This is a genomic window from Nocardia sp. NPDC057440 (assembly GCF_042802915.1).
In the GTDB taxonomy this organism is placed as follows: domain Bacteria; phylum Actinomycetota; class Actinomycetes; order Mycobacteriales; family Mycobacteriaceae; genus Nocardia.
Window position 1 is genome coordinate 1 of record NZ_JBHVDF010000027.1, and the last position, 12,485, is coordinate 12,485.

The following is a 12,485-nucleotide window of genomic DNA, read 5'->3' on the forward strand; positions in this document are numbered from 1 at the left end:
ACCTCTCCCGCCCTCTCCTCGGACGGTCGCGAGTCGCGCCCCCGCCCCCGCCCCCCCCCCCCCCGGGCCCCCCAACTCTAGTGCTCGGTCTCGCTTCGCTCGGAAGGTGTCATCGTGCCGAGTGGGGGCGTCGGTAGCTGAGCTTGCGACCTTGGTCGATGCGCTTCGGCTGTTGTGGGGTGGGACGGGCCGCGAACTTTAACGCTCGGTCTCGCTTCGCTCGGAAGGTGTCATCGTGCCGAGTGGGCGCGTGTGTGGGGATATTGCGGCTTAGTTGTCTGCGCTTTGTGTTGTATGTGTGGCAGGCCGCGAACGCTGGTGTTGGTTGCTCAGTGTCGTCCTCCCGAGTGGGCGTCGTTGGCGGGCGGGCGGGCGATTGGGTTGTGCAAGGGGTGGGTGGGTGCGAACTCGAGTGGTGAGTCTTTGTTGCGCTGGGACGGTGTCATCGCACCGATTGGGTGGGTTGGGCGTGGTGTTTGCGACCTCGTTGGATGGGTCTGTGTCTGCGCGAGGCGGCTGTGCAGGGCATGGGTAATACGGGCTTTTCGGTGGCTTTCGGCGCTCGAAGTGCGATCACATTCCGACCTCTGGGATTTGCCGCAAAGTGGGTGTCTGATCAGGCAAAAAGGATGGCGCGTTGTGTCGCCGAGGTGCCATGCTGAGGGTGGTCGGATCCCGCACTCCCCAAAGGGGCGATGGCTATGGGCTTGGATCGCCCAATTGCCCGCGAACAATTGGAACTCGAATTGGTGCGCGAAGTGGTACTGGCCAGGCGTCGCCTGGACAGTTTGGTCCTTGCTGCGCTGACTCTCGGCGCCGAGCTGATGGACCATCCGTCCGAGCGGGCGACTGCGACACGGGCCGCGCAGATCCTGGAACAGTATGCCGTGGACGAGAGCGAAGTCGCGCGCGATCCGCACGGCGCGTTGCGCTCGGATATGGCCCGCGATAACGCACGGGCCTGCCGGATCGGGCTCAGTGTAGAACCAGGTACACCCGCCTCCGAACAAGATCGGCGCAGACAGCGGCAGAAAGCGCTGCTGTGCGAGGTGCGCGCCGATCTGCTGGAGGTCATCAGCAAGTGCAGGAAGTTCCGGTTCGATCGCGTGGCGTTCGCGGACGAGATCGCGCAGGGGCTGTGCGCCGCCACCGACAAGCTGGTCGTCGGTGCGGATATGGACACCTATCAAGCCTGGCAGCGGGGCATGGTGCTGAAGTTGAACGAGGTACCGGTGCCTTTCGGGCCGCCACGGGTGATGGCGACCGTGGACGCCGGGCCGGGGCGCGGTCAACTCATCGTCGAGTGGGACAGCTGTGAGCGCCGTCTGGCGCTGGTCGCGCGGATGGCGCGCGCGGGGATCTCGCCCGTGGTGATCTGTGATCGGTTGCTGGCGGACCTGTCGGTCTCGTCACCGCTGCGGTATTCGGTGCGCTGATGAGCGGGTGCGGCGTGGTCCGCTTGGTGTGCCACCCGCTGTCGGGATGACCGGAAGGCGTGTCCTCTCGACCAAGCAAATGCTTGGTTGTATCATGGCGACGTGACCGCACCAGACGCCTCGAAATCAGCACGGCGCAATGAACTGCTCGCGCTGGCAGCCCAGCTGTTCGCCGAGCGGGGGCTGCGCGCGACCACCGTGCGCGATATCGCCGATGCGGCCGGAATCTTATCGGGGAGCCTCTATCACCATTTCGATTCCAAGGAGTCGATGGTCGACGAGATCCTGCGCGGCTTCCTCGACGATCTGTTCGGGCGCTACCGGGAGATCGTCGGTTCCGGGCTCAGCTCGCGAGACACCTTGGAAGCCTTGGTGCTTGCCTCCTACGAGTCCTTCGACCGCTCACACGCGGCCGTCGCGATCTACCAGGCCGAGGCCAAGCGCCTGCGCGGCTCGGAGCGGTTCACCTATATCGCCGACTACAACCGCGAATTCCGCGAACTCTGGCACCGAGTATTGACCAACGGTGTGCAGGACGGCAGCTTCCGGCCCGAGCTCGATGTCGAACTGGCCTACCGCTTCCTGCGCGACACCGTGTGGGTCGCGGTGCGGTGGTACGAGCCGGGCGGCGCCATCACCGTCGAAAACCTTGCCAAGCAATACCTCACCATCGTGCTCGACGGGCTCACCGTGCCCGCGTCCACCAAGTAGGAGATTCCATGTCTGCACCTGCCCGCCGTCCCTATGCCCCGCTGCGGGATGCCTACGTGATCGACGCGGTGCGCACCCCGGTCGGCAAGCGCAACGGCGCACTGGCCGGCGTGCATCCCGCCGACCTCGGCGCGGCCGCGTTACGCGGACTGCTGGACCGCACCCCGATCGACCCGGCGGTCGTAGACGACGTGATCGTCGGCTGCGTCGACAACATCGGCCCGCAGGCGGGCAATATCGGCCGCACGGCGTGGCTGACCGCCGGATACCCGGAGGAAGTTCCCGGCGTCACGGTCGACCGGCAATGCGGATCTTCCCAGCAGGCCATCAATTTCGGCGCCCAGGCCATCATGAGCGGCACCGCCGAGGTGATCGTCGCGGGCGGCGTGCAGAACATGAGCGCCATCCCGATCTCCGCGGCGATGCTCGCGGGCAAGGAGTACGGGTTCGATTCCCCCTTCGTCGGGGCCACCGGCTGGGATCACCGCTACGGCACCGGCGAAGTGTCGCAGTTCAACGGCGCGCAGCTGATCGCCGACAAGTGGGATATCAGCCGGGAAGACATGGAGCGCTGGGCTCTTCGCAGCCACGAACGGGCGCGCGATGCCATCAAGAACGGTCGCTTCGACAACGAGATCGTGCCCGTCGGTGACTTCTGGATCGACCAGTGCCCGCGCGAAACCACGCTCGAGAAGATGGCGTCGCTGCCCGTGCTCGCCGAGGGCGGCACGCTGACCGCCGCGGTCGCCAGCCAGATCTCCGACGGCGCGAGCGCGACGCTGCTGGCCTCCGAATGGGCCGTCGAGGCATACGGTTTGCGGCCGCGTGCCCGTATCCACCACGTCAGCGCCCGCGGCGCCGATCCGATCATGATGCTCACCGGCCCCATCCCGGCGACCAAGTGGGCGCTGGAGAAGTCCGGCCTGACCATCGACGACATCGATGTGGTCGAGATCAACGAGGCGTTCGCGCCGGTTGTCCTCGCGTGGCTGAAGGAGATCGGCGCGGATCCGGAGCGGGTCAATGTCAACGGCGGCGCGATCGCCCTCGGCCACCCGCTCGGCGCTACCGGCGCAAAGCTTTTCGCCACTCTCCTCAACGAGCTGGAGCGCGTCAACGGCCGCTATGGCCTGCTGACCATCTGTGAAGGCGGCGGCACCGCGAATGCCACCATCATCGAACGCTTGTCCGCCTAGCCGAGTATTCAGCCGGGCGGCCTCGTTTTCTATCGCCCTCGAGATCATCGCAACAGCGCCGCATGGTCCCGCGGCGTCGCCACCATCCCGTTGACCTGGAAGGACGGGATGGGCTGCCCCGAGTATCCAAGGGCGTTGCGCACTCGGCACAGACCCGAGCCCGACGAGGGGCGAATGGTGGAGAGACAATCTCGGCTGTCGGTGCAAATGGACGCCACTCGGGACACACGAAAGGCCGCCCCGGTCGGCAAGATCGGGGCGGCCTCGGTGGGTAAGTAGAAGGAATACTCGGGTCAGGGCGCGCTCGGGGTCACCTTGTGGTGCTCGGTGAGGGCGTTGACGGCGTCGATTCGGGCGACGGCGTCGGTGATGATGCGGTCGATGAGTTCTTTGCAGGTGGGCAGATCGTCGATGATGCCGGTGACCTGGCCCGCGGCCAGCACGCCCGCGTGGGTGTTGCCCTCGACAAGCCCCGCGCGCAACAGCATCGGGGTGTTGGCCGCCATGACGACCTGGGACCAGGTGAGGTCCTTGGCCTTTCGCATGGCCAGGCCGTCACGGACCATGGTCGACCACTTCATGCCGGTCATACCCTTGAACTTCGCCGCGTTGGAGACCGCGGCGGCCAGGCCGCGCCAGCGGCCCGAATGCTCCAGGCGCTGTACCAATTCCGTATTCAGCACCCGGTGCGGCATGCCGTCGACCTTGAGGGAGACGACAGTGTCCTGCAGCTGTCTCGCCAGGTACTCCTGCTTGACCGCATCGGGCACGGTGCTCTCCTGTGTGAGCAGGAAACGGGTGCCCATCGCGACACCTGCCGCGCCGTAGGCCAGGGCGGCGGCGAGGCCGCGTCCATCGAAGAACCCGCCCGCCGCGACAACGGGAATGTCCACGGCGTCGAGCACCGACGGCAGCAGCAGGGTGGTGGCCACCGGGCCGGTGTGCCCACCGCCCTCGCCGCCCTGCACGATCACCGCGTCCGCGCCCCAGGAGGCGACCTTCACCGCGTGCTTCGCCGCGCCGATCGACGGAATCACCACGACTCCGGCATCTTTCAGCTTGGCGATGAGGTCCTGCTTGGGCGCGAGCGCGAACGAGGCGACCGCCACTTTCTCGCGGATCAGCAGGTCGATGCGCTCGCCTGCGTCGGTCGCGTCGGCGCGGATGTTCACGCCGAACGGTTTCGGGGTCTGCGCCTTGGTCTTCGCGATCGCCGCTTCCAGCTCTTCGAAGGTCATGGTGGCCGAGGCGAGGATGCCGAGACCACCGGCGTTGGCGGTGGCCGACACCAGGCTCGGGCCCGCGACCCAGCCCATGCCGGTCTGTACGACGGGATGCTCGATGCCGACGAGTTCGGTCAGTGGCGTCCGCAGTGGTCCACTCATGACGCCACCTCGCCTGCGCTCGGCTTGCTGTGCGCACTCATGCCGGTACCTCCGATTCACGAACCTTTTTGGGGTCGAGCACATCTCGGATCAACCGCAGCTGCTCGGCGGTGGGCAGCGGGGTCTCGCCCGCGTCGGCAAGCCCCGCGATCTCGAAGGAGGTGTTCTCGGCGACCTCGGCGGCGGTGACGCCGGGGTGCAGGCTGCGCGCCCGCATGGTGTGATCGGGGCCCTCGAAATCGAAAACGCCGAGATTGGTGACCACGCGGTGCAGGTGGTGGAAACGGAACGCCGGATTGGCCGGATCGATCTTGTCGTAGCCGATGCCGGACACGATGTCGACCGCGTCGACGAAGACCCGCTTCGTGTGCCGAGACACCCAGTAGCTCGTCGCATGGTTGATCGTGTTGCCCGGCGCGCCGCGCACCCCGAACATCTGCCTGCTCGGCTGTTGCAACGGGCCGAAGGCCGACAGGTTCTGGTTGCCGAACCGATCGATCTGGTTGGCGCCCATCACCACATGGCGGCGGCCGGAGGCCACCACGTCGAACACTCTGCGGAATGGAATCCAGCCCTCGATCGGAGACTTGCCGCCGATCGGGGGAGTGTCGGCGAACAACAGCGCCTCGCCGTCGGAGAGCAACAGGTCCGGCTCGGTGGTGAGCTTGGCAAGCCGCGCCCCGATGATCGACATCGGCGACATCGGGCTCGCCATGATTTCCCCCGCACCACTGAATATCTCGGCGCACGCGACCGCGCAGATCTCGGCCCTTGTGCTGGTCTCGGTGCTCGTCACTTCGACGCCTCCTGTCCAAACTCACGAACGGCGGCCTGGTACTCCGCTTCGGAGACGGCCAGATACTTGTCGACGAACTGCTGCCAGGTTTCCGGCGTCTTGGCCGCTTCCGCGTAGTGGCGCTGGAACTTCTCGTCACGGCCGTAGCTGTCGCCCGCCAAGGTGAAGTGCGCGCCATCGGGCGCCTCGACGACGCCGTCGACCATCATCCGATTGAGCAGCAGTGATTGCAGCGGAACGGTTTTCACAAGTTCCTCGGTGTCGACCACGCGTTCCACCGAGACGTAGCGGCGGTCGGCGGCCAGGCAGTACAGGTCGTCGAAGTACGGATCGACACCGGTGTAACCGGCATTGCCGTGCCGATCTCCGATGTTCAGATGGACAAGCGCCGCATCGAGTCTCAGTGCAGGCATCGCGACGAGCGTCTCGGCCTTGCCGTCCGCGTCGGCGTACGGGGAGGTGACGGTCCGCAGTTCGCCTTCCCAGAAGTCGAGGACATCGGACCCGAGTCCGGCGCGGATCGGCAGGAACGGCAGTCGCGCCGCGGCCGCTTCCAGCCCGCACTTGAGCATGCCCTCGTCCATTTCCCGCGCCACCAGCGCACCGGACGTGCGTGCCTTGGAGAACCATGGATCGTAGAACGGCGGCGAATCCAGCGACACGAAGCCGTAGTAGGCCTTGCGGACCTTGCCCGCCGAGCACAACAGCCCGAGGTCGGGTCCGCCGTAGCTGACCACCGTCAGGTCGGTGATGTCCGAGCGCAGGATGGCCCGTACCAGGGACATCGGCTTGCGCCGGGAACCCCAGCCGCCGATGCCGATGGTCATTCCGCTGCGCAGTTCGCCGACGACCTCGTCGAGCGACATTCGCTTGTCCCGCATGGTCTCAGTTCCCCTTGCTCTCTGCTGCCTTGCGCGCCGCCAGATCGTCGTCGAAGCGGGCGCGGATCTCGTCCGCGACGCCTGCCAGGTTCAGCTCGAAGGTGAAGCCCTGCTCGAAGCGGTAGCTGCGGTGCACGTCCTGCACGTCGATGCCGTTGAGCGCGCGTTTCGCCGCGCGAATCACCCGGCCGTCCTTCGTCGCGATGTTCTTCGCGACTTCCATGGCGGCGGCGTCGAGCTCGGCGCGTGGCACCACCTGGTACACCGAGCCGAAGTGCTGCAACTGCTGTGCGGTGATGGTGCTCGCGGTGTAGAACAGCGCCCGCATCAGGTGCTGCGGCACCAGCCGCGACAGGTGGGTGGCCGCGCCGAGCGCACCACGGTCGACTTCGGGCAGGCCGAAGGTGGCATCGTCGGAGGCGATGACGACGTCGGCATTGCCGACCAGCCCGATCCCGCCGCCGAGGCAGAAGCCCTGGACGGCCGCGATCACCGGAACCGGGCAGTCGTAGACCGCCGCGAACGCCTCGTAGCAGCCGTGGTTGGCATCGATCAGCGCCTGATGGCCGGGCGTGCGCTGCATTTCCTTGATGTCGACACCGGCGTTGAAACCGCGGTTCTCGGCGCGCAGCACGACAACCTTGGTCTCCTGGTCGCGCCCTGCCGCGCGGATCTCGTCGGCGATGGCGAACCAGCCGTCGGACGGTATGGCATTGACCGGCGGGTAGTCGACCGTGACCACGGTGATGCCGGTTGATTCGGAGTGACGGTTGATCCCCATCGCATATCCCATCGTGCGTGCCGGATTAGCTCGGCGCATTGGCAAAGCAAGCAGTTGCTTGGTAGGTTAGCACGGTGGCACTCGAAATCGATCTCGCCGGCAGCGTCGTTCTGGTCACCGGAGGTGTGCGCGGGGTGGGCGCCGGCGTGAGCAAGGCATTTCTCGCCGCGGGCGCGACCGTGGTGGCGTGCGCGCGGCGGCCGGCCGACGGCCCGGTGCGCGGCGGTGGGCGCGAGATCGAATACCTGCCGTGCGATGTTCGCGACGCCGAGTCCGTGCAGGCGCTGATCGGCACGATCGTCGAGCGGCACGGTCGGCTCGACCACCTGATCAACAATGCCGGCGGCGCACCCTTCGCCCTCGCCGCCGAGGCGAGCAAGAATTTCCACGCCAAGATCGTCGAATTGAATCTGCTTGCACCACTGCTTGTTTCGCAGGCCGCGAATGCGGTGATGCAGCAGCAGTCCAGCGGCGGATCGATCGTGATGGTGTCGAGTGTGAGCGGTCACCGGCCCTCGCCCGGCACTGCCGCCTATGGGGCCGCGAAAGCGGGCATGGACAGCCTCACCGCGTCGCTCGCCGTCGAGTGGGCGCCGAAGGTTCGGGTGAATTCCCTGGTCGTCGGCCCGGTCGAGACCGAGCAGAGCCAGTTGCACTATGGCGACCAGGACGGCATCGACGCGGTGGGCGCGACGATCCCGCTCGGGCGGATGGCCGCGCCCGATGATATCGGTCGTTGCGCGGCCTTCCTTGCCTCCCCGCTGGCTTCATATGTCAGCGGCGCGACGTTGCTCGTGCACGGTGGCGGGGAACGGCCCGCCTTCCTTGCGGCGTCCAATGCGGTGGTCGGTGGACAGCGGGCCGACGCCTGACCCGGCAGACCTGAACTGACAAGACAAATACGACAGAGGGACAACAGGTATGGACACCGAGCAGATCTGCGCCGGGCGCACCGTCATCGTCACCGGCGCGGGCCGCGGCATCGGCAGGGCGCACGCGCTCGCCTTCGCCGCCGCGGGAGCCCGAGTGGTGGTCAACGATCTCGGCTCGGCGCTCGACGGCGCGGAAACCACGGAGACACCGGCCGAACAGGTGGTCGCGGAGATCAAAGCGCTCGGCGGCGAGGCCGTGGCCAACGGCGACGACATCGCGGACTGGGACGGCGCCCGCAATCTGATCCGGCAGGCCGTCGACACGTTCGGCGGTCTCGACGTGCTCGTCAACAACGCGGGCTTCGTGCGCGACCGCATGCTGGTCAACCTCGGCGAGGACGAGTGGGACGCGGTCATCCGGGTCCACCTCAAGGGCCATTTCGCGACCATGCGGCACGCGATCGAATACTGGCGCGGCGAATCCAAGGCAGGCCGCCCCGTCGACGCCCGCATCATCAACACCAGCTCGGGCGCCGGCCTCCAGGGCAGCGTCGGCCAGGGCAACTACGGCGCGGCCAAGGCGGGTATCGCGGGCCTCACCCTGACCGCGTCCGCCGAGTTCGCCCGCTATGGCGTCACCGTGAACGCCATCGCACCGGCCGCCCGGACCCGAATGACCGAAACTGTTTTCGCCGAAACCATGGCGGCCCCCGACGACGGCTTCGACGCAATGGCCCCCGAGAACATCTCCCCCCTGGTCGTCTGGCTCGGCAGTCCGCAGTCCGCAGGCGTCACCGGCCGCATGTTCGAGGTCGAAGGAGGCAAAGTGGCCATTGCCGACGGCTGGCGCCACGGCGCTCCCGTAGACCGCGGCGCCCGCTGGACCCCCGCGGAACTAGGCCCCGTAGTCGCCGACCTGATCGCAAAGGCAATTCCAGCCGAGCCCGTATACGGTGCCTGAGCTCTGCCTGCCCCCCGACTGCGTGGGCCCCGACTCTGAAACAGTGCGCGCCTAACCCCGCCGAGACGCACCGCGCACCCGAAGTGTGCGCCCACCAGGGCTTCTGACTCAGCCGCCGCGTGCGCCGTCACAGTGCCACCCACCCCACCCCACCCGCCCAACACCGAGCGCAGTGAAATGGTGGTTCCTGCTCCCATCTCCAACCACCATTTCACTACTTCTCGCTCGAGAAGGGGTTCTCGAGAACGGCACCACAGCCAGATGACTACGCCGGAACGGTGTCGGGTGTTCACGCGGAAGGTTGTGCGGGGTTACCAGGTGATCGCTGGGCGTGTGCCGTCTCTGCGTGTCGGGCGTGTCGTTGGAGTGCCGCGGCCGACCCCCTGCGCCGATCTGGGCTGGGGTTTACTATGGGCTCCCGTCCGTCAAAAGTCCCGGACCTGTGCGTTGCGACCGGGCGAAGATCTGCGCTATATCGAATGAGGGGAAGGCTGGCGCATGGCCGTTGGTCGCACGTCGCGCGTAGTTGCAGTAGCTGTGGCTGTTGCCGGCATTGCGCTACTCGGGGGCGTTGCGGCTCAGGCCCAGCCCGATTCGTCCGGCTCATCAGATGCGTCCGGTCCTGACAACGGTGATGGCTGGCAGCCGCTTTCGATCCCGGGCCAGCAGTCGCTCGTCGCCCTCCCGGTAGAGCCGACCGATGCCGCGTCGAACGTGGCGCTGGTACCAGGGTCGGCGGCGGCGGGCTCCGCCGCCGCTGGTTCGGCCGCGGCCGGATCTGCGACAGCGACTTCGGTGATTCTCGGTGCGCTGCTCGGGTCGGGTTCGGCAGGACTCGCCGTCGCTCTCGGCACCGGTTCGGCCGCTCTCGGCGCCGTGGCCTTCGGCGTCGGCTCCGCTGTTGCGGGGACCGGATCCGCCGCTCTCGGCACGGGTTCGGCTGCTATCGGAACCGGTTCTGCGGCAGTCGGTTCCGCTGCGGTAGGCGCCGGTTCGGCGGTCCTCGGTGCGGGTTCGGCACTCGGCGCGACCGGTTCCGCCGCGGTCGGCTCCGCAGGCGTTGGTTCCGCAGGCGTTGGTTCCGCTGGAGTCGGGTCGGCTGGTGTCGGTTCCGCGGGTGTCGGAACCGGTTCTGCAGCAGTCGGTTCTGCAGCAGTCGGTTCTGCGGCGGTCGGTTCTGCGGCGGTCGGTTCGGCCAGCCCGCTGCTGCTGCTCTTGATACCGCTGCCCACCCCACCGGCTCCGGTCGTCCCGTCGGCGCCCATCGTCATTCCACCCGCACCCGGCGCACCGCAGCTCGCGCCGGTCCCGGTGGCAGCGCCGCGTGCCCCGGCGGACGCACCTCCGCCGCCCCCGCCTCCGCCCGCATCTCCAGCCGCGACCCCGCCCGCTGCGCCCGCCAAGCCGAACCCCGACGTTCGGCCGACCAGTGCGAACGACGCACTGCCGAAGCCGAAGCTGTTGTCGGTGATCGGTGGCCTCGTCGCGATGGCATTGGTCGGAACCGGTTCCGGCGCAGTGAGTTTCCAGAGCGCTTCGGCCGCACAGGCACGTATCGATGCGGCACGTGCCGAGTTCTTCGGACCTCGGGCGTAAGGGGCGACTGATGAGTAAGCGAATTGTGTTTCAGCGTGCGTCGCGCGTGCCGGTGTCGAGTGTCGGCGAGGTGCAGGTGTGGGTGAGCGAAGCGAGCGAATTGTGTTTCAGCGTGCGTCGCGCGTGCCGGAGCCGAGCGTCGGCGAGGTGCAGGCGTGAGTGAGAGCAGAACACAGAGTAGTTCTCGGTCCTACCGGCGGGTCGCCGCTGCGGTCGACGCCGTGTGCGCCGTCGCCGCGGACTCCGATGCGACCACCCTCGACGAGGTGGTCGCCTCGATCGCCAGTGAACGCCAACGGCAGATCGAGATCGCCAGTGCGCAACTGGGCCCCGGGGTCTGCGGGCAGCGCAGGTTTTATCCGGACCGGGACGTGATCGTGCTCGCCACCGCGCTGCCGAGCCGCGATCACACTCTCGCACATGAGTTGGGCCACATCGTGTTCGATCACGAAGGCGCGCCCGCGCCGGAGGTGACGCTCGAGGCCAGTGACGATTTGATCGCGTACATGCTCAGCCAGCGGGCACATCAGCAGATCATGGACGACGGCTCCGACGAACTCGCCGAATGGGAGGCCGAGACGTTCGCCGCCATGTTGATGACCCGTTTGCGCGTATTCAACAGCCGGGGCGCAGGTGTCTCGGTCCTTCGATTCGATGAGGCACTCGGATGACCCTCTGGTTGACTGCCCTGCTGGTCTGGGCCGCCGCCGGTGCGCGAGTGGGCCGCGTGCTGGTGAAGCCCGCGACCACCGCTCGGGTGGCCATCGTCGTCGCGGTCGCCGCCGTGGCGCTTGCCGCGACGGTCGCGGTTCCCGAGATCGCTGTGGCGATAGACAATCTCGTGCCGCGCGGATTGCACGACGCCATGCTCTCCGAAGGTGTTGTGGTATCGGCCTGGATGACTTTCGCCGCGGCCACCTCGGTGGTCGCCTCGGCCGCGTGGCCGGTGGTGTCGCGCCAGAATCTGCGCCAGGTCGCCATGGCGATCTACGGCGTCGGTGTGATCGCGGTCGCGATCACCCTGGCCTGGTCGAGGACCTTCGGCTGGGCGGTGGTGGCACTGGGCGGCATATTCATCGTCGTCACCGGACTGCGCAACCTCGACTGGACGGCGCTTGGCCGCGGCATCGCGATCTACACCGCCGGCACGGCATTCGTGGCAGTGCTTGCGGTGCTGCAGATTCGGCAGGCCTCGATCAATGCGCCGCGAACGGCTCCCGGCCATGCGGCGTGGGCCTGGCCGGCGTGGGAGATCGCCGGTCTGCTCATCGCGTTCGGTGCGGTGTGGATCGTGGTGGAGCTGTGGGTGCGAGCGCGGGTGCTGCTGCGCCGGATTCAGCCGCTGCACCACATCATGATCAGCCGGTTCCCCGAGGTGATCGCGCACGAGCAGGCGAGTTCTTCCACGCAGCTCAGGGCGTCCGATCAGGTGGCGCAGATCATGGACGCGCTGTATCTGCAGTCGGGTGGCGGCGTTGAGCTGATCGCCGCGGGCCCACCGCCGTCGTCACCGGTCGAGCGTGCGGACCGCGTCGCGGAATGGGCACGTAATCCCTTGGGTGAGGTAGTGGTAGACGCGCGGTGGATTGCTCCACCCGAGGGAATCAGTCCGCGCGGCTGGGTCCAGACCATCGCTCGCGCCTATGAGGCGTCAACTCCCGTCCACGCCCGGAATTGATCGACTCGCCGCAATACTGATCATCTCGACGCATTCTTCGTGAAACCCCCGAATCGATTCTCCTGACACAACAACGAATCCAGCTCGGCGATCGCCGAGCCGGATTCGTGTATGCCCACGTGGTATCCGATCAAACTGTTTTCGTACACACATGGGGAAGTCGCGGGGGACACCTATGACCCACCCCCGCAC

General features: G+C 67.2%; 12 protein-coding genes. 8 read left to right on the forward strand and 4 right to left on the reverse strand.

What is annotated here, in order from left to right; all coding sequences use genetic code 11:
- Positions 1 to 701: 701 nt before the first annotated feature.
- From ACFU4Z_RS34160 to ACFU4Z_RS34170, 3 genes are all read left to right on the forward strand, one after another.
- Positions 702 to 1,436, forward strand: a complete 735-nt coding sequence (locus tag ACFU4Z_RS34160; protein WP_379071838.1) for a hypothetical protein — start codon at positions 702 to 704, stop codon at positions 1,434 to 1,436.
- Between the two features lie 102 nt (positions 1,437 to 1,538).
- Entirely contained in the window at positions 1,539 to 2,147 is a 609-nt protein-coding gene (locus tag ACFU4Z_RS34165) for a TetR/AcrR family transcriptional regulator (protein WP_379071840.1), read from the forward strand.
- A gap of 8 nt (positions 2,148 to 2,155) precedes the next feature.
- Positions 2,156 to 3,343, forward strand: coding sequence for an acetyl-CoA C-acetyltransferase (locus ACFU4Z_RS34170; protein ID WP_379071843.1), 1,188 nt, complete (start codon positions 2,156 to 2,158; stop codon positions 3,341 to 3,343).
- A gap of 293 nt (positions 3,344 to 3,636) precedes the next feature.
- Here ACFU4Z_RS34170 and ACFU4Z_RS34175 read toward each other — a convergent pair whose 3' ends face one another.
- Genes ACFU4Z_RS34175 through ACFU4Z_RS34190 form a run of 4 tightly spaced genes read right to left on the reverse strand, consistent with a single transcriptional unit; the run spans position 3,637 to position 7,186 of the window.
- Positions 3,637 to 4,728 (reverse strand): NAD(P)H-dependent flavin oxidoreductase, encoded by a 1,092-nt coding sequence (locus ACFU4Z_RS34175; protein WP_379071846.1) that lies wholly within the window; start codon positions 4,726 to 4,728, stop codon positions 3,637 to 3,639.
- A gap of 37 nt (positions 4,729 to 4,765) precedes the next feature.
- Positions 4,766 to 5,524 (reverse strand): CoA-transferase subunit beta, encoded by a 759-nt coding sequence (locus ACFU4Z_RS34180; RefSeq protein WP_379071849.1) that lies wholly within the window; start codon positions 5,522 to 5,524, stop codon positions 4,766 to 4,768.
- Positions 5,521 to 6,405 (reverse strand): CoA transferase subunit A, encoded by an 885-nt coding sequence (locus ACFU4Z_RS34185; protein ID WP_379071851.1) that lies wholly within the window; start codon positions 6,403 to 6,405, stop codon positions 5,521 to 5,523. Before ACFU4Z_RS34185 ends, ACFU4Z_RS34180 begins: the two co-directional genes overlap by 4 nt.
- Before the next feature lie 4 nt (positions 6,406 to 6,409).
- On the reverse strand, positions 6,410 to 7,186 hold the full coding sequence (locus tag ACFU4Z_RS34190) for an enoyl-CoA hydratase family protein (RefSeq protein ID WP_328408671.1): 777 nt from the start codon (positions 7,184 to 7,186) through the stop codon (positions 6,410 to 6,412).
- A gap of 74 nt (positions 7,187 to 7,260) precedes the next feature.
- Here ACFU4Z_RS34190 and ACFU4Z_RS34195 point away from each other — a divergent pair, with 74 nt between their 5' ends.
- From ACFU4Z_RS34195 to ACFU4Z_RS34215, 5 genes are all read left to right on the forward strand, one after another.
- Positions 7,261 to 8,058, forward strand: a complete 798-nt coding sequence (locus ACFU4Z_RS34195) for an SDR family oxidoreductase (protein ID WP_379071855.1) — start codon at positions 7,261 to 7,263, stop codon at positions 8,056 to 8,058.
- Between the two features lie 49 nt (positions 8,059 to 8,107).
- Positions 8,108 to 9,019, forward strand: coding sequence for an SDR family oxidoreductase (locus ACFU4Z_RS34200; RefSeq protein WP_379071858.1), 912 nt, complete (start codon positions 8,108 to 8,110; stop codon positions 9,017 to 9,019).
- 537 nt (positions 9,020 to 9,556) lie between these two features.
- Positions 9,557 to 10,615 (forward strand): hypothetical protein, encoded by a 1,059-nt coding sequence (locus ACFU4Z_RS34205; RefSeq protein ID WP_379071861.1) that lies wholly within the window; start codon positions 9,557 to 9,559, stop codon positions 10,613 to 10,615.
- A gap of 155 nt (positions 10,616 to 10,770) precedes the next feature.
- Entirely contained in the window at positions 10,771 to 11,286 is a 516-nt protein-coding gene (locus tag ACFU4Z_RS34210; RefSeq protein WP_379071864.1) for an ImmA/IrrE family metallo-endopeptidase, read from the forward strand.
- Positions 11,283 to 12,293, forward strand: a complete 1,011-nt coding sequence (locus ACFU4Z_RS34215; RefSeq protein ID WP_379071867.1) for a hypothetical protein — start codon at positions 11,283 to 11,285, stop codon at positions 12,291 to 12,293. Before ACFU4Z_RS34210 ends, ACFU4Z_RS34215 begins: the two co-directional genes overlap by 4 nt.
- Positions 12,294 to 12,485 lie beyond the last annotated feature (192 nt).